Below are 24,852 nucleotides of genomic sequence, written 5' to 3' on the forward strand. Positions count from 1 at the left end.
GCTCCGTAACGTACCAGGGTTCGGCCGTCTCAGATCCAGGTGTCCAGCCACATCCGGGCGTGCCAGTCGGCGTACGGGATCGTCACGCCGGTGTAGAGCGGGAAGAACCAGATGAAGTTCCACACGATCAGCAGGACGAGGGTGCCCGCGGCCACCGCGCCCAGGGTGCGCCGCCGCAGGTCGGAGCCTGGTGGGCCCAGCATCGCGCCGACCGTCATCGCCACCGCCAGGCACAGGTAGGGCACGAAGACGACGGCGTAGAAGGAGAAGATCGTGCGGTCCTGGTACAGGAACCAGGGCAGGTATCCGGCGCCCACCCCGCACAGGATCGCCCCGGCCCGCCAGTCGCGGCGCAGCGCCCAGCGGAAGAGCAGATAGGCGAGGGCCCCGCAGGCCGACCACCACAGCAGCGGGGTGCCGAGGGCGAGGACGGTCTGGGAGCAGTCGACCGCGGTGCGGCAGCCGTCCTGCCCCGGCTTCGGCGACTGGTAGTCGAACAGCACGGGGCGCCCCTGGACCAGCCAGCTCCAGGGGTTCGACTGGTACTTGTGCGGGGTGTGCAGCCCCACGTTGAACTCGTACACGGCGTGCTCGTAGTGCCAGAGGCTGCGCAGCGGGGCCGGGATCCAGGACCAGGTGCCGCCGCGGCCGTCGGCCCAGTGCCGTCCGTAGCCGTCGTCGGACAGGAACCAGCCGGTCCAGGTGGCCAGGTAGGTCAGCACGGCGACCGGTACCAGGGACAGCAGGGACCAGCCGAGGCCCTTGTTCAGCACCGCCAGGTACGGGCGGCGGGAGCCGGCCACGCGGCGGGAGCCGACGTCCCACAGCACGGTCAGGGCCGTGAAGAACACCAGGACGTACAGGCCGTTCCACTTGGTGGAGGCCGCCAGGCCCAGGAAGACGCCCGCGGCGAGGCGCCAGGGGCGCGGTCCGGTCCCGGTGTGGTCGGCGGCGTGCTCGTCGGGGCGGGGCCGGCCGTCCGCGCCGACCGGCAGGGCGGCGGCGAGGCGGGCCCGCGCGTGGTCCCGGTCGATCAGCAGACAGCCGAAGGCCGCCAGGACGAAGAACATGACGACGAGGTCGAGGAGGGCGGTCCGGCTCATCACCACGTGCAGCCCGTCCACCGCGAGGAGCGCCCCGGCCAGACAGCCCAGGAACGTCGAGCGGAACAGCCTGCGTCCGACGCGGCACAGCATGAGCACCGACAGGGTGCCGAGGGCCGCCGTCATGAAGCGCCAGCCGAAGGGAGTGAGGCCGAACATCCACTCGCCGAGGGCGATGACCCACTTGCCGGTCGGCGGGTGCGCGACGAAGGTGCCGGTGTCGGAGAGGGAGATCACCTGGGGGTCGGCGAGGAGCTGCGGGTCGGCGATCTTGCGGTCCGGCCAGGTGCCCTCGTAACCGAGCCGCAGCAGGGACCAGGCGTCCTTGGCGTAGAAGGTCTCGTCGAAGATCACCGCCCGCGGCCGGCCGAGGTGCCAGAACCGGATCACGCCCGCCATGGCCGCCACGAGCAGCGGGCCCAGCCAGTCCCACACCGAGCGCTTCGGGAAAGGCGGGACGAGACGTTCACGGACGTCGGTCGCCGGGCGGGCCGTGCAGCCGTGCCGGCGAAGCCTGTCCTGCCAGTTCAGGGGCGCTGCCGAAGTGCGGGGGTCCTCGACGAGGGGGGAACGGGTCATGTGGCCGCTGGTCACCGGGCACCCTGCCGTGCGGCGCGGTGCGGCCGCCGCAATATCTCGTCCATCCGGCGAACTTACCCGGGCCGCAGGCCAGTTGTCGCGGGCGGGGGCACTCACGCCTTCTCAGGAGTCATGGAACGGGTCGCTCACGCCTTCCGGGGTCGCGCGCGGACGTGCATCCGCTCGCCCTGCGGCCCGAAGAGGCTGAGGAACTCCGCCGGCCCCTCCCCCGTCGAGCCGAACCAGTGCGGCACCCGGGTGTCGAACTCGGCCGCCTCCCCCGCCGTCATCACCACGTCGTGCTCCCCCAGCACCACCCGCAGCCGCCCCGCCAGGACGTACAGCCACTCGTAGCCTTCGTGCGTACGGGGCTCCGGCTCCTCGTCCCGGCGCGGCACCAGCACCTTGAAGGCCTGGAGGCCGCCCGGCTGCCGGGTGAGCGGCCAGAAGGTGCGCCCGTGCCGTTCGAGCGGCGCGGTTCGCACCCGGGGGTCGCCGACCTCCGGGGCGCCGACCAGTTCGTCGAGCGGCACCTGATGGGCCTGCGCGATCGGCAGCAGCAGCTCCAGGCTGGGCTTGCGCAGACCGGACTCCAGCCGGGACAGCGTGCTCACGGAGATCCCTGTCGACCGGGACAGCGAAGCGAGCGTCACCTCCCGGTCCTTGCGCAGCCGTCGCAGTCGGGGGCCGACCTCCGCGAGAACGTCATCGGTACTCATGCGGGATATTGCAGAATCGGCAAAGAAGTTTGTCAATCCCGCACCCGCGCGTGACGGTGTCGGCATGACCGAGACATACGAGATGACCGAGACGTACGAGGTGATCGTCATCGGCGGCGGTGCCGCCGGACTGTCCGCCGCACTCGTCCTGGGCCGCTCCCGCCGCCGCACGCTCGTCGTCGACGCGGGCGAGCCGCGCAACGCGCCCGCCGCGCACATGCAGGGCTTCCTCACCCGGGACGGCATGCCGCCCGCCGAGTTCCTGGCGATCGGACGAAAGGAGATCGAGCGGTACGGCGTCGAGCTGGTCGCGGACCGGGTCGTGGAGGTCGCGGACCGGGTCGTGGAGGTCGCGGAGGGCTTCGCCGTGACCCTGGCGAGCGGTCGCGTGCTCCGGGCCCGGCGCCTGGTCGTCGCGACCGGCCTGAAGGACGAGCTGCCCGAAGTGCCCGGGGTCGCCGAGCGCTTCGGCAAGGACGTGCTGCACTGCCCGTACTGCCATGGCTGGGAGGTCCGCGACCAGGCCTTCGGCGTGCTGGCCACGAGCCCGCTCAGCGTGCACCAGGCATTGATGGTGTCCCAGTGGTCCAAGGACGTGACGTTCTTCCTGCACGAGGTCGCGGAGGCCGACCTGGCGGCCGACGACCTGCGCAGGCTCGCCGCGGCGGGTGTAGAGGTGGTGCCCGGCGAGGTCGCCGAGCTGGTGGTGACGGACGACCGGCTGACCGCCGTACGCCTGAAGGACGGGACCGCCCTTGCGCGCGAGGTCGTCTTCACCGCCCCTCGGGCCGTCCCCCGCAGCGGCCTTCTGGAGCGGCTCGGGGCCGAACTGGCCGAGACCCCGTTCGGCGCGTACCCGGTCGTCGACGCGACGGGACAGACCTCCGTGCCGGGGGTGTGGGCCGCGGGGAACGCCGTCGGCTTCGGTGAGCAGGTGATCAACGCGGCGGCGGGCGGCTACCGGGCCGGGGCAGCGATCAACGGGGACCTGCTGATGGCGGACCTCGACACGGCCGCCGGGGTGTAGACCCGGCTCCTCCGGTACACCCTGGAGGAATGTTGCTTGCCCGACTGGCACAGGTGTCCCGGGAGGTCGCCGCGACCTCGGCGCGCTCCCAGAAGATCGCGCTGCTCGCGGAGCTGTTCCGGGAGGCGGAGCCGGACGACGTGCCCATCGTCATCCCGTACCTCGCGGGACGGCTCCCGCAGGGCCGGCTCGGCGTCGGGTGGAAGGTGCTGAGCCGCCCGGTCGCACCCGCCGCCGAGCCGAGCCTGACCGTCCGCGAGGTGGACCACCGTCTCACCGCGCTCGGCAAGGTCGCGGGCGCGGGCTCGCAGGCCGAACGGACGCGGCTGGTCGGTGAGTTGCTGGGCGCGGCCACCGAGGACGAGCAGCGGTTCCTGTTCGGGCTGATCAGCGGGGAGGTACGGCAGGGCGCGCTGGACGCGGTCGCCATCGAGGGACTCGCCCGGGCGACGCAGGCACCACCGGCCGACGTCCGCCGTGCCGTGATGCTGGCCGGCTCCCTCCAGACGGTCGCCGAGGCCCTGCTCGGCGAGGGTCCGTCCGCCCTGGACCGCTTCCGTCTCACCGTCGGCCGCCCGGTCCTGCCGATGCTCGCGCACAGCGCCTCCTCGGTGGCCGAGGCGGTCGAGAAGCTCGGTGCGTGCGCGGTCGAGGAGAAGCTGGACGGCATCCGCGTCCAGCTCCACCGGGACGGCGATGCCGTACGGCTCTACACCCGCACCCTGGACGACATCACCGACCGGCTGCCCGAACTGACCGCTGCCGCACTGGAGTTGCGGGGCGATCGGTTCATCCTGGACGGTGAGGTGATCGCCTTCGACGAGACGGGGCGGCCCCGCTCCTTCCAGGAGACCGCGGGCCGGGTCGGCTCCCGCACGGACGTGACGACGGCCGCCGAGGCGGTCCCCGTCTCCCCCGTCTTCTTCGACGCCCTGTCCGTCGACGGCCGGGACCTCCTGGACCTGCCCTTCGCCGAACGCCACGCGGAGCTGGCCCGGCTGGTGCCGGAGCCGATGCGGGTGCGGCGGACCCTGGTGTCGGGCCCCGAGGATCTCCAGCGGGCCGAGGAGTTCCTGGCCGAGACGCTGAAGCGCGGGCACGAGGGCGTGGTCGTGAAGTCCCTCGACGCGCCCTACAGCGCGGGCCGGCGCGGCGCGTCCTGGCTCAAGGTCAAGCCCGTGCACACCCTGGACCTGGTGGTGCTGGCCGCCGAGTGGGGGCACGGCCGCCGCACCGGCAAGCTCTCCAACCTACACCTCGGCGCCCGGACGGCGGACGGCGGCTTCGCGATGCTCGGCAAGACCTTCAAGGGCATGACCGACGCGATGCTCACGTGGCAGACCGAGCGCCTCCAGGAGCTGGCGGTGGAGAGCAGCGGTTACGTGGTGACCGTGCGGCCCGAACTGGTCGTGGAGATCGCCTACGACGGCCTCCAGAGGTCGACCCGCTATCCGGCCGGGGTCACCCTGCGGTTCGCCCGCGTGGTCCGCTACCGGGAGGACAAGCGGCCCGAGGAGGCCGACACCGTGGAGACGCTGCTGGCCGCGCACCCCGAGGTGACGCCGTGAGGACGAGCGCCGGCCTGCTGTTGTTCCGGCACACCGAGGACGGGCTGGAGGTGTTGCTGGGCCATATGGGTGGTCCGTTCTTCGCGCGCCGGGACGCCGGGGCGTGGACGGTACCGAAGGGTGAGTACGAGCCGGAGTCGGAGTCGGCCTGGGACGCGGCCCGGCGGGAGTTCGAGGAGGAGCTCGGACTCCCGCCGCCCGACGGGGAGGCCGTGTCCCTGGGCGAGGTCCGGCAGACCAACGGCAAGGTCGTCACGGCGTGGGCGATCGAGGCGGACCTCGATCCGGCGACCGTGGTGCCGGGGGTGTTCAGCATGGAGTGGCCGCCCAGGTCCGGGCGGACGCAGGAGTTCCCGGAGCTGGACCGAGTGGCGTGGTTCGGCCTGGAGCCGGCCCAGGTCGTGATCGTGAAGGCGCAGGCCGCGTTTCTCGACCGGCTGGCTGAGCACTCGGCCTGATGTCCACGCGTTGCGGTCGCCCCCGCCGCGCGGGAAGGTCGAAGCACAAGTCAGCTCTTCAGGAGGTCGGTCATGCCCATCGCGACGGTGAACCCGGCGAACGGCGAGACGCTCAAGACGTACGAGGCCATGGGCGAGGAGGAGATCGAGCGCAGGCTCCAGCTCGCCGAGGCGACGTTCCGGACCTACCGCACGACGTCCTTCGAGGAGCGCGCCCGCCTCCTGAACCGGGCCGCCGAGGTCCTCGACGAGGCTCAGCAGGACATCGCCCGGGTCATGACCACCGAGATGGGCAAGCCGGTCAAGCAGGCCCGCGCGGAGGCCGCCAAGTGCGCCAAGGCGATGCGCTGGTACGCCGCGCACGCCGAGGCGCTGCTGGCCGACGAGGAGCCCTCGCAGGCCGACGTCGAGGACTCCGGCGGCTCACGCGCGCGCGTGGTCTACCGGCCGCTGGGCCCGGTGCTCGCGGTGATGCCGTGGAACTTCCCGCTGTGGCAGGTGATCCGGTTCGCCGCGCCCGCGCTGATGGCGGGCAACGTGGGTCTGCTCAAGCACGCCTCGAACGTGCCGCAGACCGCGCTGTTCCTGGAGGACCTCTTCCACCAGGCGGGCTACACCCAGGGCTGTTTCCAGACGCTGCTCGTCGGGTCGGGCGCGATCGACGACATCCTGCGCGACGAACGCGTCAAGGCGGCCACGCTGACCGGGAGCGAGCCCGCGGGGCGGGCCGTGGCGTCCACGGCCGGGGACATGGTGAAGAAGACGGTGCTGGAGCTCGGCGGCAGCGACCCGTATCTCGTGATGCCGTCCGCGGACATCGACCGGGCCGCCCAGGTCGCGGTGACCGCGCGGGTGCAGAACAACGGGCAGTCCTGCATCGCCGCCAAGCGGTTCATCGTGCACACCGACGTCTACGACCGGTTCGCCGAACGGTTCGTGGCGGGCATGAAGGCACTCAAGGTCGGCGATCCTCTGGAGGAGGACACCGAGGTGGGGCCGCTCTCCAGCGAACAGGGGCGGAGCGACCTGGAGGAACTGGTCGACGACGCCCGGCGCAGCGGGGCGAGCGTGCTGTGCGGCGGCGAGCGGCCCGACGGGCCCGGCTGGTACTACCCGCCGACCGTCGTCGCCGACGTCACCCGCGAGATGCGCATCCACCGCGAGGAGACCTTCGGCCCGGTGGCCACGCTGTACCGGGCCGCCGACCTCGACGAGGCGGTGCTGATCGCCAACGACTCGCCGTTCGGGCTGAGTTCGAACGTGTGGACGCGGGACGAGGCCGAGGTCGACCGGTGCGTACGGGATCTGGAGGCCGGCGGGGTGTTCGTCAACGGGATGACCGCCTCGCATCCGGCGTTCCCGTTCGGCGGGGTGAAGCGGTCCGGGTACGGGCGTGAGCTGTCCGGGCACGGAATCAGGGAGTTCTGCAACATCACGACGGTTTGGCACGGAGCGTGACGCTTGCGCGGCTACGATCCCGGTGTGAACCGCGAAGTGACTCTGCCTCTGATCGTCGACGACCGCGGGACCTTGCAGGTGGCCGCCGCCGATGTGAGCAAGCTGCTGCGCAGTCTTGGCGGACGGTGGCTGCACTTGGTCGAGGCCGGGGCCGACGGCCTCGACGAGGACACGGTTGCCGCGCTGACCATCGAGTTGGCGAAGCTGGCCGACCGGATCGACGTGGCGTGCATCGCGCACAGCAGCGGTGGGGCGCCGTAGAGGGCGCTGGTGGCGGTGGGGCGCCGTAGGGGTCGCTCGGCTTCAGCGACATGTCCCCTCGGCGCCCCTGGGGCGACGTCAGCGGATGGACATCCCGGAGAGGGTCCGGGCGATCACCAGGCGCTGGATCTCGCTCGTCCCCTCGAAGATGGTGTAGATCGCGGCGTCCCGGTGCATCCGCTCCACCGGGTACTCCCGGGTGTAGCCGTTGCCGCCGAGGATCTGGACCGCCTGCGCGGTGACCTTCTTCGCGGTCTCGCTCGCGAACAGCTTGGACATCGAGCCCTCGGCCGCCGTGAACTGCTTGCCGTTGATCGCCATCCAGGAGGCCCGCCACACCAGCAGCCGGGCCGCGTCGATCGAGGTCCGCATGTCCGCGAGCTGGAAGGCCACGCCCTGGTTGTCGATGATCGGACGCCCGAACTGCTCGCGGGTCTTGGCGTAGTCGAGGGCGACCTCGTAGGCGGCGCGGGCGGTGCCCACCGCCATGGCGCCCACCGCGGGACGGCTGGCCTCGAAGGTCGCCATCGCCGCGTTCTTCACCCGCTCGCCGCCCGCCGCCTTCGCCCGCTCCCGGGCCCGGGCCAGGCGCTGGTCCAACTTCTCCTTGCCGCCGAGCAGGCAGTGGCCGGGGACCCGGACGTTCTCCAGGACGACTTCGGCGGTGTGCGAGGCGCGGATGCCGTGCTTCTTGAACTTCTGGCCCTGGGACAGGCCCGGGGTGTTCGGCGGCACGATGAAGGAGGCGTGGCCCTTGGAGCCGAGTTCGGCGTCCACGACGGCGACGACCACGTGGACGTTGGCGATGCCGCCGTTGGTCGCCCAGGTCTTGGTGCCGTTGAGCACCCACTCGTCCTTGGCCTCGTCGTACACGGCACGCGTGCGCATGGAGGCCACGTCGGAGCCGGCGTCCGGCTCGGAGGAGCAGAACGCGGCGACCTTGACATCGTTGACGTCGCCGTACATCTGGGGGATCCAGGTGCCGATCTGCTCCTCGGTTCCGTTGGCGAGAACGCCCACGGCGGCGAGGCCAGTGCCTACGATCGACAGGGCGATGCCCGCGTCGCCCCAGAACAGCTCCTCCATCGCCATCGGGATACCGAGCCCGGTGGGGTCGAAGTACTGCTGGGCGTAGAAGTCGAGGGAGTAGATGCCGACCTTCGCGGCCTCCTGGATGACCGGCCAGGGAGTCTCCTCACGCTCGTCCCATTCGGCGGCCGCGGGGCGGATGACGTCGGCGGCGAAGCCGTGCAGCCAGTCCCGGACCTCCTTCTGTTCGTCGTTGAGCTCCATGGTGAACTCGGCCATGACCCCTCCAGCGGCGGCACACGTGCATGTTACTAGCGGTAACCCGAGTCTGTTACCCACGGGTAGGAAAAGTCAACTCCGATGACCGGTCAGCAGCCTGTTCGATGCGCGCGACCTGCCGAGTGTTAGTTTGCGCAGGCGTCACCGATTAAGCACGGGTGGGGAGAGCTCATGGACACCACACAGCGGACCGATCAGCAGCGGTCCGCCGACCGCCGTCGGCGTGAGTTGTTGGAGGCCGCGGACCGGGTGGTGCTGCGTGACGGGCCGCACGCCTCCATGAACGCGATCGCCGCCGAGGCCGGTATCACCAAGCCGATCCTGTACCGCCACTTCGGTGACAAGGGGGGACTTTACGCCGCCCTCGCCAAGCGGCACACCGACGCGCTGCTGGACTCGCTGCGGGCCGCGCTGGACGCCCCGGCGGAGCGGCGGGAGCGGGTCGAGGCGACGCTCGACACCTACCTCGCGGCGATCGAGGCGCGGCCCCAGGTGTACCGGTTCCTGATGCATCCCGCGGAGGGGGGCCAGAGCGCGGACCAGGGGTTCGACGTCGGCCAGCATTCCGCGCCGCTGCTGCGGAGGATGGGTGAGGAGTTGGCGCAGGTCATCGAGGACCGGCTGGATCTGGGGCCCGGGAGTCAGCTGCTGGCGCGGGTGTGGGGGCACGGGATCGTCGGGATGATGTACGCGGCGGGTGACTGGTGGTTGGGGGAACGGCCGTGTGAGCGGGGGGAGTTGGTGCGGAGTATGGCGGACCTGTTGTGGGGGCGGCTGGCTGCGGCGGGGGACAAGGTGGGGGGTCCGGGGTTCTGACGGTCGGCTTTCGGCTGCCGGCCGGTGGGGGCTTGTCGCGCAGTTCCCCGCGCCCCTGAGCAGGTTCAGTTGACCCTGCGCCAAGACGATCTGGCCACCTGTCGCATGAGCTTTCGCTTGCGCCGACCCGTCAGGTGGTCCGCGTAGACCCTTCCCTCCAAGTGGTCCATCTCATGTTGCAGGCATCTCGCGAAGAAGCCCGTGCCGTGGATCGTCACCGGCTCGCCCGTCGCCGTGAAACCCTCCACCACCGCGTGGTCGTGGCGTTCCACCCCCGCCTCCAGGCCCGGCAGGGACAGGCAGCCCTCCGGGCCCCGCAGGAGCACGCCGTCGGTCTCCACCAGGCGGGGGTTGACCACATGGCCCAGGTGGCGGACCTCCTCGTCGTCCGGGCAGTCGTAGACGAACACGCGCAGGGGGACGCCCACTTGGTTCGCCGCGAGGCCCACCCCCTCGTGCGCGTACATCGTCGCGAACAGGTCCTCCACGAGACCCGCCAGTTCCGGGCCGAAGTCCGATACGTCCCCGCAGGGTTCGTGCAGGACGGGGTCGCCGAGCAGAGTGAGGGGCCGGACCCGGCCACGGGTGCCCGGAATGGAGCCGTTTCGCATGGCCGCAAGGGTACGGCGATTCGGGAGTGCCTACGGATCTCGATAGGCTGAGGTCCACACCACGTGGCCGGAGTCTGTGGCGCGGCGCGTACGCAAGGAGGATCGAGAACTGATGACAGGCAACTCGGACCCGCTCTCGCCGCGGGCCAAGCTCGCCGTGACGGCGGGCAAGGCCGTCGCGGCGGCATCCCGAGCCGCGGGTCGCGGCAGCGGTTCGGTCATCGGCGGCAAGGTGGCCCTCAAACTCGACCCCGACCTCCTCGCCCGGCTCGCCCAGCACCTGGACGTCGTCCTCGTCTCGGCGACCAACGGAAAGACCACCACCACCCGGTTGATCGCGGAGGCCCTGGGGGCGGCCGGACCCGTCGTCTCCAACGCGCTCGGCGCCAACATGCCCGCCGGGATCACCTCCGCCCTCGCGGGCGGCTCGGACGCCCGCTACGGCGTGATCGAGGTCGACGAGAAGTACCTCGCGGGCGTGGCCCGGGACACCGACCCCAAGTGCATCGCCCTGCTGAACCTCTCCCGCGACCAGCTCGACCGGGCCGCCGAGACCCGCATGCTCGCCGAGAACTGGCGCGAGGGGCTCGCGGGCAGCAAGTCCGTCGTGGTCGCCAACGCCGACGACCCGCTCGTCGTGTGGGCCGCTTCCTCCTCCCCCAACGTCATCTGGGTCGCCGCCGGGCAGATGTGGAAGGACGACGCCTGGTCCTGCCCGTCCTGCGGCGGTGTGATGCAGCGGCCCGGCGACGACTGGTTCTGCGGCGAGTGCGGCTTCCGCCGGCCGACGCCGAGCTGGGCGCTCTCCGGTGACCACGTGCTCGACCCGCACGGCTCGGCCTGGCCCATCCACCTCCAGCTGCCCGGGCGCGCCAACAAGGCCAACGCCGCCTCCTCCGCGGCCGTCGCCGCCGTCTTCGGCGTACCGCCGCAGGTCGCCCTGGAACGCATGTACCAGGTGCAGGCCGTCGCCGGACGCTACGACGTGGTGCAGTTCCAGCAGCGCGACCTCAGGCTGCTGCTCGCGAAGAACCCGGCCGGCTGGCTCGAGACGTTCAGCCTGATCGACCCGCCGCCCACCCCGGTGATCCTCTCCGTCAACGCCCGCGGCGCCGACGGCACCGACACCTCGTGGCTGTGGGACGTCGACTACACCCGGCTGACCGGCCACCCGATCTGCGTGATCGGCGACCGCAAGCTGGACCTCGCGGTGCGTCTGGAGGTCGCGAACCAGAACTTCCAGGTCTGCGACAACCTCGACCAGGCCGTCTCGATGAGCCCGCACGGCCGTATCGAGGTCATCGCGAACTACACCGCCTTCCAGGACCTGCGCCGCCGCGTCGGCAACTGAGACACAGGGGACTTTTGTGAGCGACAACCAACTCCGGATCGTCTGGATCTACCCCGACCTGCTCAGCACCTACGGCGACCAGGGCAACGCCCTCGTCATCGAGCGCCGGGCCCGCCAGCGCGGTCTCGACGTGGCCCGCCTCGACGTGCGCAGCGACCAGGCGATCCCGACCTCCGGCGACATCTACCTGATCGGCGGCGGCGAGGACCGGCCCCAGCGGCTCGCGGCCGAGCGGCTGCGCCGGGACGGCGGACTGCACCGGGCCGTGGGCAACGGCGCGATCGTCTTCTCGGTGTGCGCCGGCTACCAGATCCTCGGCCACGAGTTCATCAACGACCTCGGCCAGCGCGAGCCCGGCCTCGGGCTGCTCGACGTGGTCTCCGTGCGCGGCGAGGGCGCCCGGTGCGTCGGTGACGTCCTCGCCGACATCGACCCGCGGCTCGGTCTGCCCCCGCTGACCGGCTTCGAGAACCACCAGGGCGTCACCCATCTGGGGCCCACCGCCCGCCCGTTCGCCAACGTCAGGCTCGGCAACGGCAACGGCACCGGGGACGGCACCGAGGGGGCGTACAACGACACCGTGTTCGGTACGTACATGCACGGGCCCGTGCTGGCGCGCAACCCGCTCATCGCCGACCTGCTGCTGAAGCTGGCCCTCGACGTGAACGCTCTGCCGCCGACCGACGACCGCTGGTACGAGGCGCTGCGCAACGAGCGCATCGCGGCTGCTCAGCAGCCTGCCTGAGCGGGGCGCCCCGCTCGGTTGCAAGCCTCCGTCAACGGCCCGTCTGACGGGGAGTCCGCACAGGTGAGCGGGGTCGTCCAGCAGGCGGACGCGTGCTTCGGCCCCGCCCCCTCCTGCCGCTAGGGTGGCGGGGTTCGAGCCGGACGACGAGGTCCGGATCCGGCCCCTGTCGAGAAGGTTGTAGCGGGCTTATGCGCATTGGTGTCCTCACGTCCGGCGGCGACTGTCCCGGCCTGAACGCCGTCATCAGGTCCGTCGTGCACCGTGCCCTCGTCGACCACGGCGACGAGGTCATCGGCTTCCGGGACGGCTGGCGCGGCCTCCTGGAGTGCGACTACCTCAAGCTCGACCTCGACGCCGTCGGCGGCATCCTCGCCCGCGGCGGCACGATCCTCGGCTCCTCCCGCGTCCAGCCCTCGCACCTGCGGGACGGTGTGGAGCGGGCCAGGGGCCACGTCGAGGAGCTCGGCCTCGACGCGATCATCCCCATCGGAGGCGAGGGCACCCTCAAGGCGGCCCGGCTGATGTCGGACGCCGGTCTGCCCATCGTGGGCGTGCCGAAGACGATCGACAACGACATCGCGGTCACCGACGTGACCTTCGGGTTCGACACGGCCGTCGGGGTCGCCACCGAGGCGCTCGACCGGCTCAAGACCACCGCCGAGTCCCACCAGCGGGTACTCGTCGTCGAGGTCATGGGCCGGCACACCGGGTGGATAGCGCTGCACTCCGGCATGGCGGCGGGCGCTCACGCCATCGTCGTGCCGGAACGGCCCTTCGACATCGAGGAGTTGACCCGGCGGGTCGGCGAGCGGTTCGAGGCGGGCAAGCGCTTCGCGATCGTCGTGGCGGCGGAGGGTGCCAAGCCGGCGCCCGGCTCCATGGCCTTCGACGAGGGCGGCAAGGACATCTACGGTCACGAGCGGTTCGCCGGGATCGCCCGTCAGCTGTCCATCGAGCTGGAGGGGCGGCTGGGGAAGGAAGCCCGGCCGGTCATCCTGGGGCATGTGCAGCGGGGCGGTACGCCCACGGCCTACGACCGGGTGCTGGCCACGCGGTTCGGGTGGCATGCGGTGGAGGCCGTGCACCGGGGGGAGTTCGGTCACATGACGGCTCTTCGGGGCACCGACATCGTGATGGTGCCGCTGGCGGAGGCGGTGGAGACGTTGAAGACGGTGCCGTCGGCGCGGTACGCGGAAGCGGAGTGTGTGCTTTAGGTCGTACGGCGGGTGCGGCGCCGTCGTGGCTGATCGCGCAGTTCCCCGCGCCCCTAGGTAGATCAATCTGCCCCCGGTCCGAGATGTGACCGGGGGCAGTTCTAGTCTGTAGGGCGGACAGACTAGAACAACCCCCACGAATCAGGAGCCGCCGCGATGGATCACAGCGGGCACGGCATGGTCCACGATCTGCCGCCGTTCACGCTGGGACGAGGGCTGCAGTGGTCGGCCGACCCCTTCTTCCTCGTCGCCTGCCTCCTCGCGCTCGGTCTCTACGCCTGGGGCGTGGTCCGGCTGCGGCGGCGGGGGGATGCGTGGTCCGTCGGGCGGACCGTCTCCTTCGTGATCGGTGTGCTGACCATCGTGCTGATGATGTGCACCGGGCTGAACGACTACGGCATGGTCATGTTCAGCGTGCACATGGTGCAGCACATGGTGATCAGCATGCTCTCGCCGATCCTCCTGCTGCTCGGCGCTCCGGTCACGCTCGCCCTGCGGGCGCTGCCCGTCGCCGGCAAGGGGCGAAGGGGGCCGCGTGAGCTGCTGCTCGCCCTGCTGCACAGCCGGTACATGCGGATCATCACGCATCCGGCGTTCACCATTCCGCTGTTCATCGCGAGCCTGTACGGGCTCTATTTCACGCCGTTGTTCGACTATCTGATGGGGTCGAAGACCGGGCACATCGCGATGATGGTGCACTTCCTCGCGGTCGGTGTCGTCTTCTTCTGGCCGATCATCGGCGTCGACCCGGGACCGCACCGGCCGGGGTATCTGATGCGGATGCTGGAGCTGTTCGCGGGGATGCCGTTCCACGCGTTCTTCGGCATCGCGTTGATGATGGCGTCCGAGCCGATGGTGGGGACGTTCAAGAACCCGCCCGCCTCGCTGCACATCGACGCGCTCTCCGACCAGAACTACGCGGGCGGTATCGCCTGGGCGTTCAGCGAGATTCCCTCCGTGCTGGTGCTGATCGCACTGCTGTTCCAGTGGTACGGCTCCGAACAGCGGCAGGCCAAGCGCAAGGACCGGGCCGCCGACCGGGACGGCGACAAGGAACTCGAGGAGTACAACGCCTATTTGGCCTCACTGAACGCACGCGGACAATAAGCACGTCGTCCTTCCGGAGCATTCAGTAGCATGAAGCGCGTTGGGGGAACCGCCACCGGGGGGAGCGGTCATGACACTTCGCGCATTTATGCACAGGATCGCCGTTCTCACGGTTTTCGCAGTGCTGCTGAGCGGCTGCGGCAAGGGAAATCCACTGACCGTGGTCAAGGCGGTCGCCGCGGGTGCGCCCTCGCTCGCACCGTTCTTCGACGAGGACAGCGGGCTCGGCAAGGACGCCGGGGCCGTGCGGTCGCAGCCCGTGCGGGGCAGTCTCCAGCAGGGGGACACACCAGGTCTCTACGGCGGCAGCAAGCAGCCGACCATCTGTGACGTCGCCGCACTCGAACGATTCCTCACCGATCCCGGGAATCACGACAAGGCCCAGGCGTGGGCGGATGTGCTGAACATCCGCACGGACCGGATACCGGAATATCTGGATCGGCTCACACCCGTGCTGCTGCGTCACGACACGCTCGTCCAGAACCACGACTACAAGAAGGGAAAGGCCGTCCCGTACAACTCCTTGCTCCAGGCGGGAATCGCGATTCTCGTCGATGAACAAGGGCTTCCGGCTGTGAAATGCTCGTGCGGAAATCCGCTGCGGCCCTTCAAGGGTGACACCGGCCGGATTTCCGTCCGGTTCGAGGACGGCAACAAGAAGTGGGCCGGATATGAGCGGAAGTCGGTCGTGGCCGTGCGGCCGGCTCCGCGAAAGCTGGCACGGATCGCTCTGCTCGACGTCCACGAGCCTGCCCGCGGCATCGACCGGCCGGTCGGGACGACCGGTGAGAGGGACGCCGCCTTCGACGCCGGGAAGCCGCGCGTCGTACCGGAACTCGCCGGGACGACCTTCGCCCAGGCCGGTCGGGAGCTCATCGACGCCGGGCTCGCGGCCGGGTACGCCGGGCAGGAGCCCCCGCCCGACGGCGCGAGGGTCACGGTGACGGATCCGCCCGCGGGGAGCGAGCTGGCGTTCGGGCAGTACGTGATGCTGACCGTGGCCGAGGGCGACGGGAGCGCCTCCGGCGGGGAGACCGGACCGGCGACCGTGCCCACGACGGCTCCCCCGCCGCCGCATCCGTCCGGGCCAGGGACACCGCCCTCCGGCACACCGCCCTCGTCCGGCAGCCGGTCCGGTGGCACCTCCTCCGCGCCTCCCTCCTCGTCGCGCGGCACGCCGGGGCCGTCCTCGACCCCGCCGCCGTCGAGCACGGCGCCCGGCTCGGCGTCGCCCGGCTCGGCGTCGCCCGGCTCGGCGTCGCCCGCACCGAAGAAGTCGAGCAGCCCGCCGTCCACCAGTGCCCCGGCGAGCAGCAGCGCGCCGCCTCCCCCGTCTCCTCCTCCACCGCCTCCCGCCACGAGCAGCGCGCCCATGACGGGCGAACCACCCACCGTCACCTCGCGACCCGCCACCAGTGAGCCCGCGAGCAGCGAACCCGCCAGCGGCGGGCCGAGCACCACCGTCGCCACGTAACGCCCGGAGAACCCAAGAGCCGAAGCAGCGCGGAACCGGAGAGTCAGCGGATGCCTTCAGGATCACCGACGTCGGGAGTGGGCCGGGTCATCGCCGGCCGTTATCTGCTGCTGAACCCGCTCGGCAGCGGCGGCATGGGCCATGTGTGGCTCGCCCACGACCGGAGACTCGCCTGCGAGGTCGCGCTCAAGGAGATCGTGTTCCGGGACCCGGTGGAGGCCGGCCACGAGCGTGAGGCACGGGTGGCGCGGGCCCGCGCGGAGGCCCGGCACGCGGCCGGGCTGCGCGGCCACCCGCACGTGGTGACCGTGCACGACGTGCTGGAGCACGACGGGCTGCCGTGGATCGTCATGGAGTACGTGGCCGACGCCGTGGACCTGCGTGACCTGGTCGCGTCCCGCGGACCGCTCGCCCCCGCGGAGTGCGCCCGCGTCGGCCTCGCCGTGCTGGACGCGCTGACCGCCGGGCATCGGCGGGGCGTGATGCACCGGGACGTGAAACCGGCGAACATCCTGCTGGCTCCGGACCGCTCGGGATCGCCTCACGGGCGCGTCCTGCTCACCGACTACGGCATCTCCGTGCAGCCCGACGCCGGGGAGACCCGGTACACGCTGGCGTCGGTGCTGGTGGGGACGGCGGGCTATCTGGCGCCGGAGCGGGCCACGGGCGGGGCGCCCACCCCGGCCGCCGACCTGTTCTCGCTGGGCTGCACGCTGTACCACGCCGTGGAGGGCGTCGGCCCCTTCGAGCGGGGGTCGCATCTGGCCGAGGTGACCGCGGTGGTCATGGAGGAGCCGCGGCCCGCCGTGCGCGCCGGCGCGCTCGGTCCCGTACTGCACGCGCTGCTCGCGAAGGACCCCGGGCAGCGGCTGTCCTCGGCGGAGGCGGAGGCCGCGCTGTCGGCGGTCCTGGCGCCGCCGGCTGAGCCGTATGCGCGGACGCGTACGCAGACGCAGGCCGAGCCGTATCCGCGGACGCAGACCGATCTCGGTTCGCAGCCGCCCTGGGCGGGGGTGCAGGAGCCGCCGTTCGGGCCGGTTCCGCACGGACACCGGTCGTCACCCGGGGCACCGCCGTCGCGGGGCGGCCGTTGGCGGCGGGAGCGTTCGCACGCCCTGCGGGCCGTCCTCGCCTGCGGTCTGGGGCTGGTGCTGGCGCTGGGCGGGGTCTGGTACGCCATGGCCGACCGGTCGTCGCAAGGCGGAAGCGGCGGCGGAGGAGGCGGAGGGGCGAGTGCCCGGCAGCCGTACGGTGAGGCCGTCGGGCTCGCGAAACCGCTGCGGGACGGTGACTGCGTGATCGCCGACTGGCCCGGGTCGGAGCGGTTCCGGGGGACGCCCCGGCTGCGGCTGGACCCCACCTGCGCTACGGCGCCGGACGGCCAGGTGATGGCGTTCGTGCCGGCGGGCTCGGCCGAGGAGGCGCGGCGGACCGGGCCGGCGAAGTGCGAGGAGCGGACGCGGGAGATCCGGGACCGGCTCGCGGACGTCCGCGGCCAGGCCGTCGTACCGACCGAGGAGGGCTTCGCGGCCGCGGGGCGGCGCACGGCCTGTCTGGTGCTGGGGGCGAACGGGCCGGTGTACGGGCCGATCGGCTCGCACCGCGCACCGGGTTCGGCGTTCGCGGACACGGCCACCATGCAGCGGCGGGACTGCCTGGACGTGCGCACCAACCGGGACGCCCGGCTGGTCTCCTGCGCGGGCTCCTACGACGAGCAGGTGCTCGGATTCACCCGATTGGCCCCCGACGTCACGCTGCCCGAGGCGCGCACCGAGTCGGACACGGCGTGTGCGCGCGAGGTGCCTCCGGGCGACTACGGCTTCGATCCGTCGGTCTACACGGCGGGGTCCTGGACGAGCGAGGGCCCGTGGAAGAACGGCACTCATTTCGTCGTGTGCACCGTCCGCAGGCAGAACGGGGGCACCATGGAGGGGGACGAATCCTGAGGAAGGTGTCGCGATGCCCGGTACCGGTTCCACGGATGGCTCGACCAGAACGATGGGGGTGCTCACCGTCGGCGGTCTCGTCGCGGTGACGGCGTACACGGTGGCGCTGGGCAGCAACGGCTGGCTGTGGTTCGGCTGGGTCGTGCTGGGTCTGATCACCCTCGGCATGGTGGCCACCCGCAGTTGACTCAGCCGCCCGTGAGGCGGCCCGCCGAGTGCACGCCCGGCTGGTACTTGGGCAGCCGGGCGGTGATCTTCATGCCCGCGCCCAGGGCGGTCTCGATGACGAGGCCGTAGGAGTCGCCGTACACCTGGCGGAGCCGGTCGTCGACGTTGGACAGTCCGATGCCGCCCGAGGGGCTGACCTCCCCGGCGAGGATACGGCGGAGCAGGACCGGGTCCATTCCGGCGCCGTCGTCCTCGATGACCACGAGGGCCTCGGCGCCCGCGTCCTGGGCGGTGATCTGGATGTGGCACTTGTCGGTCTTGCCCTCCAGGCCGTGCTTGACGGCGTTCTCCACCAGGGGCTGGAGGCACAGGAAGGGCAGGGCTACCGGCAGCACCTCCGGGGCGATCTGGAGGGTGACGGAGAGGCGGTCGCCGAAGCGTGCCCGCACGAGCGCCAAGTAGTGGTCGATGGCGTGGAGTTCGTCGGCGAGGGTGGTGAAGTCGCCGTGCCTGCGGAACGAGTAGCGGGTGAAGTCGGCGAATTCCAGGAGGAGTTCGCGGGCGCGCTCGGGGTCGGTGCGGACGAAGGACGCGATCACGGCGAGCGAGTTGAAGATGAAGTGCGGGGAGATCTGGGCCCGAAGTGCCTTGATCTCGGCCTCGATCAGGCGGGTCCGGGACTGGTCCAGGTCCGCCAGCTCCAGCTGGACGCTGACCCAGCGCGCCACCTCTCCGGCGGCCCGGACCAGTACGGCGGACTCGCGGGGCGCGCAGGCGACCAGGGCGCCGTGGACGCGGTCGTCGACGGTGAGGGGGGCCACGACCGCCCAGCGGACCGGGCAGTCCGGGGTGTCGCAGGTGAGCCGGAAGGCCTCGCCGCGGCCGGTCTCCAGCGGGCCCGCGAGGCGTTCCATGACCTCGGTGCGGTGGTGGCCGCCGACGCCGTCCCAGACCAGGACCTGCTTCTGGTCGCTGAGGCAGAGCGCGTCCGTGCCGAGCAGGGTGCGCAGGCGGCGGGCCGACTTGCGGGCGGTCTCCTCCGTCAGCCCGGCCCGCAGCGGGGGCGCGGCCAGGGAGGCGGTGTGCAGGGTCTCGAAGGTGGCGTGCTCGACGGGGGTGCCGAGACCGCCGAGGGCCTGCGAGCCGGCTGTGCGCCGACCGAGCCAGAAGCCGGCGGCGAGCAGCGGGAGGATCGCCACGCAGAGACCGGCCAGGAATCCGCTCACCGCGCCGCTCCCCTCACGCCTTGACCTCTGCGACCTTGGCCTCTGCGACCTTGACCTCTCACGCCTTGGCCTCTCACGCCTTGACCTCCGCCCGCAGTTCCTCCGGCAGATGGAAGCGGGCCAGGATGGCCGCCGTGCCCGCCGGTACCCGGCTCGCGGTGGCCAGCGACACCACCACCATGGTGAGGAAACCGAGCGGCACCGACCAGAGCGCGGGCCAGGCGAGCAGGGCGTGCAGCGGGCCCCTCGCGGGGAGACCGGCCATGGTCGCGGCCACGGCGAGGAAGGCCGAGCCGCCGCCGACCAGCATGCCCGCGGCGGCGCCGGGCGGGGTGAGCCGCCGCCACCAGATGCCGAGCACGAGCAGGGGGCAGAAGGAGGACGCGGAGACCGCGAAGGCGAGGCCGACCGCGTCGGCGACGGGCAGTCCGCCGACCAGGACGCTCGCGGCCAGCGGGACGCACATCGCGAGGACCGTGCCGAGCCGGAAGTGCCGTACGCCGCGCGCGGGCAGGACGTCCTGGGTGAGCACGCCCGCCACGGCCATGGTGAGCCCGGAGGCCGTGGACAGGAACGCGGCGAAGGCGCCGCCCGCCACCAGTGCGCCCAGTAGGTCGCCGCCGAGGCCGCCGATCATCCGTTCCGGGAGCAGGAGTACCGCCGCGTCGGCGTCCCCGGTGAGGGTGAGTTCGGGGGCGTACAGGCGGCCGAGGGCGCCGTAGACCGGGGGCAGCAGGTAGAAGCAGCCGATCAGGCCGAGGACGGCGACCGTGGTGCGGCGGGCGGCGACGCCGTGCGGGCTGGTGTAGAAGCGGACGACGACGTGCGGCAGGCCCATGGTGCCGAGGAAGGTGGCGAGGATCAGCCCGTACGTGGCGTACAGGGGCCGGTCCTCGCGGCCCGCGGCGAGCGAGGTCGACATGCCGTCGCCGGTGCGGCGGTCGGCGGCCGGGACGGTGGTGCCCTTGGCGAAGGTGAGGCGGGTGCCCTTGTCGATGTGGTGGGTGCCGGCGGGGAGTCGGAGCTGCTGGTCGTCGTGCGGGCGGCCGTCGACGGTGCCGGTCACCGTGACGGTGAGCGGCTGGTCCAGGGTGAGGTCGAGGGTGTCGGCGACTTTGACGACGCGCTGTTCGCGGAAGGTCGCCGGTTCCTCGAAGGCGTGGCTGGGGGCGCCGTCGCCCTGCCAGGCGAGGATCAGGAAGAGGGCGGGGACGAGCAGGGCGGTGAGCTTGAGCCAGTACTGGAAGGCCTGCACGAAGGTGATGCTGCGCATGCCGCCCGCGGCGACGGTGGCGACCACGACGGCGGCGACGATGACTCCGCCGAGCCACTCGGGTGCCCCGGTGAGGACGGTCAACGTGAGTCCGGCGCCCTGGAGTTGGGGCAGCAGGTAGAGCCAGCCGACGCCGACGACGAAGGCGCCCGCGAGCCGCCGTACGGCTTGCGAGGCGAGGCGGGCCTCGGCGAAGTCGGGGAGGGTGTAGGCGCCGGAGCGGCGCAGCGGGGCGGCGACGAACAGGAGCAGGACGAGGTAGCCGGCGGTGTAGCCGACCGGGTACCAGAGCATGTCGGGGCCCTGGACCAGGACCAGGCCCGCGATGCCGAGGAAGGAGGCGGCGGAGAGGTACTCGCCGCTGATGGCGGCCGCGTTGAGGCGGGGGCCGACGGTGCGGGAGGCGACGTAGAAGTCGGAGGTGGTGCGGGAGATGCGCAGGCCGAAGGCGCCGACGAGGACCGTGGCGACCACGACGAGCGCGACGGCCGGTACGGAGTAGCTGGAGTTCATCGGCCCTCTTCCAGCCCGGGGTTCATCGGTCCTCGACCAGGCGCACGAAGTCCCGTTCGTTGCGTTCCGCGCGGCGCACGTACCAGCGGGCCAGCAGGACCAGGGGGACGTAGAGGCCGAAGCCGAGAACGGCCCATTCGAGGCGGCGGGCGTCGGGCATCGCCGCGAAGAGCAGCGGCAGCGGGCCGACGAGCAGGGCGAGGAAGGCGAACACCGCGAGGGCGGCGCGCAGTTGGGTGCGCATCAGGGAGCGGACGTAGGTGTGGCCGAGGGTGGTCTGTTCGTCGATCTCGGTGCGCGGCCGGTAGTAGCCGGAGGCGGGTCGGCTGCGGCGGGGCGGGCCGGTGACGACGACGCGCCGCTCGACGGGGTCCTGGGGCACGGCTAGGGCCTCCTCATCAGCAGGTCGCGCAGTTCGCGGGTGTGGCGGCGGCTGACCTGGAGTTCCTCGCCGCCGACGAGGACGCTCACCGTGCCCGCGTCCAGGCGGAGTTCGCCGACGTGGCGCAGGGCGACGAGGTGGCGGCGGTGGATGCGGACGAAGCCGCGGGAGCGCCAGCGGTCCTCCAGCGTGGACAGCGGGATGCGGACGAGGTGGCTGCCCTTGTCGGTGTGCAGGCGGGCGTAGTCGCCCTGCGCCTCGACGTGGGTGATGTCGTCGACGGCCACGAACCGTGTCACCCCGCCGAGTTCGACGGGTATGTGGTCCGGGTCGGGTTCGTGCACGGGGATGCGGGGCGCTGCGTCGAGGCGTTCGGCGGCGCGGCGGACGGCTTCGGCGAGGCGTTCCTTGCGGACCGGTTTGAGGACGTAGTCGACGGCCTTGAGGTCGAAGGCCTGGACGGCGAAGTCCTCGTGGGCGGTGACGAACACGACCAGCGGCGGCTTGGCGAAGCCGGTCAGCAGCCGGGCGAGGTCGAGGCCGTCGAGCCCCGGCATGTTGATGTCGAGAAAGACGACGTCGATCGCCTCGGGTCCGTGCGGGCCCGACTCCAGCGCGCGGTTGATGCGGCGCAGCGCCTCGGTGGCGTCACCGGCCCCTTCCACACTGCCGATCCGGGGATCGGCGCCGAGGAGGTAGAGCAGTTCCTCCAGCGAGGGGCGTTCGTCGTCGACAGCCAGGGCGCGCAGCATGAACCCGGAGTGTAGGAGCTATTCGTACGACTGGACACGTGCGGTGGTGTGGACGCCCGCGCTGGATACAGTGCCGACATGAACAGCAGGACCGCCGCGTTCGACGAGCTCGACCGGAAGATCATCACCGCGCTGATGGCGAACGCGCGGACCTCCTTCGCGGAGATCGGTGCGGCGATCGGACTGTCCTCCACGGCGGTGAAGCGGCGCGTGGACCGGCTGCGGGACACCGGGGTGATCACCGGGTTCACGGCCACGGTGCGGCCGTCGGCGCTGGGCTGGCGCACCGAGGCGTACGTCGAGGTGTACTGCGAGGGCGCGGCCCCGCCGCGGCGGCTCGCGGAGGTGGTCCGCAACCATCCGGAGATCACCGCGGCGATGACGGTGACCGGTGGCGCGGACGCGCTGCTGCATGTGCGGGCGCGGGACGTGGAGCACTTCGAGGAGGTGCTGGAGCGCATCCGGGTGGAGCCGTTCATCCGGAAGACGATCAGCGTGATGGTGCTGTCCCACCTCCTCCCGGAAAGCCCCGAGGCGGGGGCGAGCCAGCCGGCACCGGAGGCGTAGCGGATAAACGCATGAGCCATGCGTTTCACCGGCGATATTCGCAGCATTCCTGCGCGGACACGCAATTCTTGTTGCTTGTCGGGCCCCCGGGTCACTTCCTACCGTGGTGTCAACCCTCAGTAGACAGCGCAGGAAGCGGAGGAACCCCTCTGTGTCCGACTCCCGTGTGCCGCGCCTGCGGCGGTTCCTGGTCTGCGAACCCAGACACTTCGCCGTGCAGTACGCGATCAATCCCTGGATGCATCCCGACACCCACGTCGACGTGGACCTGGCGCAGGAGCAGTGGCGGACGCTGATCAGCGCCTACGAGTCCCATGGGCACCGTATCGACGCGGTGGAGCCGGTCCCCGGTCTCCCGGACATGGTCTTCGCCGCGAACTCGGCGGTCGTCGTCGGCGGCCGCGTCTTCGGCTCCCTCTTCCACGCGCCCGAGCGGCGCCCCGAGTCCACGCACTACGACCTGTGGTTCAAGAGCGCGGGCTACGACGTCCAGCGCCCCCTGTCGGTCTGCGAGGGCGAGGGCGACCTCGTCTGGACCGGCCGGTACGTGCTGGCCGGGACGGGTTTCCGGACCACCCGGGAGGCGCACCGCGAGGTGCAGGAGTTCTTCGGCCACCCGGTGATCAGCCTGACCCTGGTGGACCCGCACTTCTACCACCTGGACACGGCGCTCTTCGTGCTCGACGACTCGGCGGTGGGCAACAACATCGTCTACTACCCGGAGGCCTTTTCGGCGGGCAGTCGCGCGGTACTCGAACGGCTGTACCCGGACGCGGTGCTCGCGACCCGCGACGACGCGATGGCGTTCGGTCTGAACTCCGTGTCCGACGGCCGGCACGTCTTCATCGCCCCGCAGGCCGAGGCCCTCGCCGTGCGTCTCGACGAGCACGGCTACGTCCCCGTCCCCGTCGACCTCTCCGAGCTCCACAAGGCCGGCGGCGGCATCAAGTGCTGCACCCAGGAGATCCGCTCATGACCGCACCCGTAAGCACGCGTTCCTCCGCCGATCTCATCCGCGCCGAGGAGCCGGTCCTCGCGCACAACTACCACCCGCTGCCCGTGGTCGTCGCCCGTGCCGAGGGCACCTGGGTCGAGGACGTCGAGGGCCGCCGCTACCTGGACATGCTGGCCGGCTACTCCGCCCTCAACTTCGGCCACCGCCACCCGGCGCTGATCGAGGCGGCGCACGCGCAGCTGGACCGGCTGACCCTCACCTCCCGCGCCTTCCACAACGACCGGCTCGCCGAGTTCGCCGAGCGGCTGGCCGAACTGACCGGCCTGGACATGGTGCTGCCGATGAACACCGGCGCGGAGGCGGTGGAGAGCGGCATCAAGGTGGCCCGCAAGTGGGCGTACGAGGTGAAGGGCGTCCCGGCCGACCGGGCCACGATCGTGGTGGCCGCCGAGAACTTCCACGGCCGTACGACGACGATCGTGTCGTTCTCCACCGACGAGACCGCGCGGGCGGGCTTCGGCCCCTTCACACCGGGCTTCCGGATCGTGCCGTACAACGACCTGGCGGCGCTGGAGGCGGCGGTCGACGAGACGACGGCCGCGGTGCTCCTGGAGCCCATCCAGGGCGAGGCGGGCGTGGTCATCCCGGACGACGGCTATCTGACCGGGGTCCGCGAGCTGACCCGCCGCAAGGGCTGCTTGTTCATCGCGGACGAGATCCAGTCGGGCCTCGGCCGCACCGGCCGCACCCTCGCGGTCGAGCACGAAGGGGTCGTCCCGGACGTGCTGCTGCTCGGCAAGGCGCTGGGCGGCGGCATCGTCCCGGTCTCGGCGGTGGTGGCCCGCCGGGACGTGCTCGGCGTCCTGCGCCCGGGCGAACACGGCTCGACCTTCGGCGGCAACCCGCTCGCGGCGGCGGTCGGCACGGCGGTGGTGGAACTCCTGGAGACGGGCGAGTTCCAGAGCGGGGCGGCGGAGCTCGGGTCGGTCCTGCGGGACGGTCTGACCGGACTGGTCGGCAAGGGGGTGGTCGGCTTCCGCGCCCGCGGCCTGTGGGCGGGCGTGGACATCGACCCGGAGATCGGCACCGGCCGCGAGGTCAGCAAGCTGCTCATGCACGAGGGAGTCCTGGTCAAGGACACCCACGGCTCGACGATCCGCCTGGCACCCCCGCTGACGATCACGGCGGAGGAGTTGGAGTCGGCACTCGGGGTCCTGGAGAAGGTACTCAGGCGCTGACCTGCCTCAGGGGCGCGGGGAACTGGACCT

Annotated in this window: 24 protein-coding genes; 16 read left to right on the plus strand and 8 right to left on the minus strand. The window is 71.5% G+C overall.

The genetic code is table 11. The annotated features are described in order from the left end of the window. Positions 1–29 precede the first annotated feature (29 nt). Positions 30–1,682, minus strand: coding sequence for a dolichyl-phosphate-mannose--protein mannosyltransferase (locus AQJ54_RS24860; RefSeq protein WP_248845436.1), 1,653 nt, complete (start codon positions 1,680–1,682; stop codon positions 30–32). Positions 1,683–1,828: 146 nt separating this feature from the next. Then, positions 1,829–2,401, minus strand: a complete 573-nt coding sequence (locus tag AQJ54_RS24865) for a helix-turn-helix domain-containing protein (RefSeq protein WP_062026258.1) — start codon at positions 2,399–2,401, stop codon at positions 1,829–1,831. Positions 2,402–2,483: 82 nt separating this feature from the next. Between AQJ54_RS24865 and AQJ54_RS24870 the strand changes: the two genes are divergently transcribed. The 5 genes from AQJ54_RS24870 to AQJ54_RS24890 all read left to right on the plus strand — a co-directional run bounded on the left by AQJ54_RS24870 (position 2,484) and on the right by AQJ54_RS24890 (position 7,173). Continuing rightward, positions 2,484–3,428 (plus strand): NAD(P)/FAD-dependent oxidoreductase, encoded by a 945-nt coding sequence (locus tag AQJ54_RS24870; protein ID WP_062241351.1) that lies wholly within the window; start codon positions 2,484–2,486, stop codon positions 3,426–3,428. Between the two features lie 29 nt (positions 3,429–3,457). Next, on the plus strand, positions 3,458–4,996 hold the full coding sequence (locus tag AQJ54_RS24875; RefSeq protein ID WP_062241059.1) for an ATP-dependent DNA ligase: 1,539 nt from the start codon (positions 3,458–3,460) through the stop codon (positions 4,994–4,996). Then, positions 4,993–5,454, plus strand: a complete 462-nt coding sequence (locus AQJ54_RS24880; protein WP_062241062.1) for an NUDIX hydrolase — start codon at positions 4,993–4,995, stop codon at positions 5,452–5,454. Before AQJ54_RS24875 ends, AQJ54_RS24880 begins: the two co-directional genes overlap by 4 nt. 72 nt (positions 5,455–5,526) lie before the next feature. Continuing rightward, a complete protein-coding gene (locus tag AQJ54_RS24885) occupies positions 5,527–6,912 on the plus strand; it encodes an NADP-dependent succinic semialdehyde dehydrogenase (protein ID WP_062241064.1) in 1,386 nt (461 codons plus the stop codon). 24 nt (positions 6,913–6,936) lie between these two features. Then, on the plus strand, positions 6,937–7,173 hold the full coding sequence (locus AQJ54_RS24890) for a DUF6213 family protein (RefSeq protein ID WP_007380390.1): 237 nt from the start codon (positions 6,937–6,939) through the stop codon (positions 7,171–7,173). A 78-nt stretch (positions 7,174–7,251) separates the two neighbouring features. Here AQJ54_RS24890 and AQJ54_RS24895 read toward each other — a convergent pair whose 3' ends face one another. After that, on the minus strand, positions 7,252–8,481 hold the full coding sequence (locus tag AQJ54_RS24895) for an acyl-CoA dehydrogenase family protein (RefSeq protein ID WP_062026254.1): 1,230 nt from the start codon (positions 8,479–8,481) through the stop codon (positions 7,252–7,254). A gap of 171 nt (positions 8,482–8,652) precedes the next feature. Here AQJ54_RS24895 and AQJ54_RS24900 point away from each other — a divergent pair, with 171 nt between their 5' ends. Continuing rightward, a complete protein-coding gene (locus AQJ54_RS24900) occupies positions 8,653–9,297 on the plus strand; it encodes a TetR/AcrR family transcriptional regulator (protein WP_020140431.1) in 645 nt (214 codons plus the stop codon). A 65-nt stretch (positions 9,298–9,362) separates the two neighbouring features. On the opposite strand, the gene def is transcribed toward AQJ54_RS24900, so the two are convergent. Then, entirely contained in the window at positions 9,363–9,908 is a 546-nt protein-coding gene (def, locus tag AQJ54_RS24905) for a peptide deformylase (protein ID WP_062241066.1), read from the minus strand. A 112-nt stretch (positions 9,909–10,020) separates the two neighbouring features. Between def and AQJ54_RS24910 the strand changes: the two genes are divergently transcribed. The 7 genes from AQJ54_RS24910 (at position 10,021) to AQJ54_RS45105 (ending at position 17,935) form a co-directional block, all read left to right on the plus strand. Further along, positions 10,021–11,259 (plus strand): MurT ligase domain-containing protein, encoded by a 1,239-nt coding sequence (locus AQJ54_RS24910; RefSeq protein WP_020140433.1) that lies wholly within the window; start codon positions 10,021–10,023, stop codon positions 11,257–11,259. 16 nt (positions 11,260–11,275) lie between these two features. Next, entirely contained in the window at positions 11,276–12,004 is a 729-nt protein-coding gene (locus AQJ54_RS24915; protein ID WP_020140434.1) for a type 1 glutamine amidotransferase, read from the plus strand. Between the two features lie 191 nt (positions 12,005–12,195). Beyond that, positions 12,196–13,221 carry a 6-phosphofructokinase gene (locus AQJ54_RS24920; RefSeq protein WP_062026251.1) on the plus strand — a complete coding sequence of 342 codons (1,026 nt, stop codon included), beginning with the start codon at positions 12,196–12,198 and terminating at the stop codon, positions 13,219–13,221. A 156-nt stretch (positions 13,222–13,377) separates the two neighbouring features. Beyond that, positions 13,378–14,328 carry a cytochrome c oxidase assembly protein gene (locus AQJ54_RS24925; RefSeq protein ID WP_062026250.1) on the plus strand — a complete coding sequence of 317 codons (951 nt, stop codon included), beginning with the start codon at positions 13,378–13,380 and terminating at the stop codon, positions 14,326–14,328. Between the two features lie 70 nt (positions 14,329–14,398). Then, positions 14,399–15,802 carry a PASTA domain-containing protein gene (locus AQJ54_RS45100; RefSeq protein WP_062026249.1) on the plus strand — a complete coding sequence of 468 codons (1,404 nt, stop codon included), beginning with the start codon at positions 14,399–14,401 and terminating at the stop codon, positions 15,800–15,802. Positions 15,803–15,852: 50 nt separating this feature from the next. Further along, the gene (locus AQJ54_RS24935; protein ID WP_062241068.1) at positions 15,853–17,748 is read left to right on the plus strand and encodes a serine/threonine-protein kinase; all 1,896 of its coding nucleotides are present in this window, start codon (positions 15,853–15,855) and stop codon (positions 17,746–17,748) included. Positions 17,749–17,761: 13 nt separating this feature from the next. Then, positions 17,762–17,935 (plus strand): hypothetical protein, encoded by a 174-nt coding sequence (locus tag AQJ54_RS45105; RefSeq protein ID WP_020140439.1) that lies wholly within the window; start codon positions 17,762–17,764, stop codon positions 17,933–17,935. 1 nt (position 17,936) lies between these two features. On the opposite strand, the gene AQJ54_RS24940 is transcribed toward AQJ54_RS45105, so the two are convergent. From AQJ54_RS24940 to AQJ54_RS24955, 4 genes are all read right to left on the minus strand, one after another. Beyond that, positions 17,937–19,142, minus strand: coding sequence for a sensor histidine kinase (locus tag AQJ54_RS24940; RefSeq protein ID WP_062241070.1), 1,206 nt, complete (start codon positions 19,140–19,142; stop codon positions 17,937–17,939). A 73-nt stretch (positions 19,143–19,215) separates the two neighbouring features. Further along, on the minus strand, positions 19,216–20,928 hold the full coding sequence (locus tag AQJ54_RS24945; protein ID WP_062241073.1) for a sodium/solute symporter: 1,713 nt from the start codon (positions 20,926–20,928) through the stop codon (positions 19,216–19,218). A gap of 22 nt (positions 20,929–20,950) precedes the next feature. Beyond that, the gene (locus AQJ54_RS24950) at positions 20,951–21,310 is read right to left on the minus strand and encodes a hypothetical protein (RefSeq protein WP_062026245.1); all 360 of its coding nucleotides are present in this window, start codon (positions 21,308–21,310) and stop codon (positions 20,951–20,953) included. A 2-nt stretch (positions 21,311–21,312) separates the two neighbouring features. Then, positions 21,313–22,062 carry a LytR/AlgR family response regulator transcription factor gene (locus AQJ54_RS24955; protein ID WP_062026244.1) on the minus strand — a complete coding sequence of 250 codons (750 nt, stop codon included), beginning with the start codon at positions 22,060–22,062 and terminating at the stop codon, positions 21,313–21,315. A gap of 78 nt (positions 22,063–22,140) precedes the next feature. Between AQJ54_RS24955 and AQJ54_RS24960 the strand changes: the two genes are divergently transcribed. The 3 genes from AQJ54_RS24960 to rocD all read left to right on the plus strand — a co-directional run bounded on the left by AQJ54_RS24960 (position 22,141) and on the right by rocD (position 24,822). Continuing rightward, positions 22,141–22,629: an Lrp/AsnC family transcriptional regulator gene (locus AQJ54_RS24960; RefSeq protein WP_030316437.1), complete on the plus strand. Its 489-nt coding sequence runs from the start codon at positions 22,141–22,143 to the stop codon at positions 22,627–22,629. A 151-nt stretch (positions 22,630–22,780) separates the two neighbouring features. Then, positions 22,781–23,605, plus strand: a complete 825-nt coding sequence (ddaH, locus tag AQJ54_RS24965; protein WP_062241075.1) for a dimethylargininase — start codon at positions 22,781–22,783, stop codon at positions 23,603–23,605. Continuing rightward, positions 23,602–24,822, plus strand: a complete 1,221-nt coding sequence (gene rocD / locus AQJ54_RS24970) for an ornithine--oxo-acid transaminase (protein WP_062241077.1) — start codon at positions 23,602–23,604, stop codon at positions 24,820–24,822. Before ddaH ends, rocD begins: the two co-directional genes overlap by 4 nt. The last annotated feature ends 30 nt before the right edge of the window (positions 24,823–24,852 follow it).

It is taken from the genome of Streptomyces griseorubiginosus, assembly GCF_001514195.1.
Lineage (GTDB): Bacteria > Actinomycetota > Actinomycetes > Streptomycetales > Streptomycetaceae > Streptomyces > Streptomyces griseorubiginosus.

What these genes read in the sequence shown, in the direction of transcription:
- AQJ54_RS24885 (WP_062241064.1), top strand. Translation starts at nt 5,527, where the DNA reads ATGCCCATCGCGACGGTGAACCCGGCGAACGGCGAGACGCTCAAGACG.
- AQJ54_RS24860 (WP_248845436.1), bottom strand. Translation starts at nt 1,682, where the DNA reads ATGACCCGTTCCCCCCTCGTCGAGGACCCCCGCACTTCGGCAGCGCCC.
- AQJ54_RS24870 (WP_062241351.1), top strand. Translation starts at nt 2,484, where the DNA reads ATGACCGAGACGTACGAGGTGATCGTCATCGGCGGCGGTGCCGCCGGA.
- AQJ54_RS24865 (WP_062026258.1), bottom strand. Translation starts at nt 2,401, where the DNA reads ATGAGTACCGATGACGTTCTCGCGGAGGTCGGCCCCCGACTGCGACGG.
- def (WP_062241066.1), bottom strand. Translation starts at nt 9,908, where the DNA reads ATGCGAAACGGCTCCATTCCGGGCACCCGTGGCCGGGTCCGGCCCCTC.
- AQJ54_RS24955 (WP_062026244.1), bottom strand. Translation starts at nt 22,062, where the DNA reads ATGCTGCGCGCCCTGGCTGTCGACGACGAACGCCCCTCGCTGGAGGAA.
- AQJ54_RS24920 (WP_062026251.1), top strand. Translation starts at nt 12,196, where the DNA reads ATGCGCATTGGTGTCCTCACGTCCGGCGGCGACTGTCCCGGCCTGAAC.
- AQJ54_RS24875 (WP_062241059.1), top strand. Translation starts at nt 3,458, where the DNA reads ATGTTGCTTGCCCGACTGGCACAGGTGTCCCGGGAGGTCGCCGCGACC.
- AQJ54_RS24925 (WP_062026250.1), top strand. Translation starts at nt 13,378, where the DNA reads ATGGATCACAGCGGGCACGGCATGGTCCACGATCTGCCGCCGTTCACG.
- AQJ54_RS24910 (WP_020140433.1), top strand. Translation starts at nt 10,021, where the DNA reads ATGACAGGCAACTCGGACCCGCTCTCGCCGCGGGCCAAGCTCGCCGTG.
- AQJ54_RS24960 (WP_030316437.1), top strand. Translation starts at nt 22,141, where the DNA reads ATGAACAGCAGGACCGCCGCGTTCGACGAGCTCGACCGGAAGATCATC.
- AQJ54_RS24900 (WP_020140431.1), top strand. Translation starts at nt 8,653, where the DNA reads ATGGACACCACACAGCGGACCGATCAGCAGCGGTCCGCCGACCGCCGT.
- AQJ54_RS24935 (WP_062241068.1), top strand. Translation starts at nt 15,853, where the DNA reads ATGCCTTCAGGATCACCGACGTCGGGAGTGGGCCGGGTCATCGCCGGC.
- AQJ54_RS45105 (WP_020140439.1), top strand. Translation starts at nt 17,762, where the DNA reads ATGCCCGGTACCGGTTCCACGGATGGCTCGACCAGAACGATGGGGGTG.
- AQJ54_RS24895 (WP_062026254.1), bottom strand. Translation starts at nt 8,481, where the DNA reads ATGGCCGAGTTCACCATGGAGCTCAACGACGAACAGAAGGAGGTCCGG.
- AQJ54_RS24945 (WP_062241073.1), bottom strand. Translation starts at nt 20,928, where the DNA reads ATGAACTCCAGCTACTCCGTACCGGCCGTCGCGCTCGTCGTGGTCGCC.
- AQJ54_RS45100 (WP_062026249.1), top strand. Translation starts at nt 14,399, where the DNA reads ATGACACTTCGCGCATTTATGCACAGGATCGCCGTTCTCACGGTTTTC.
- rocD (WP_062241077.1), top strand. Translation starts at nt 23,602, where the DNA reads ATGACCGCACCCGTAAGCACGCGTTCCTCCGCCGATCTCATCCGCGCC.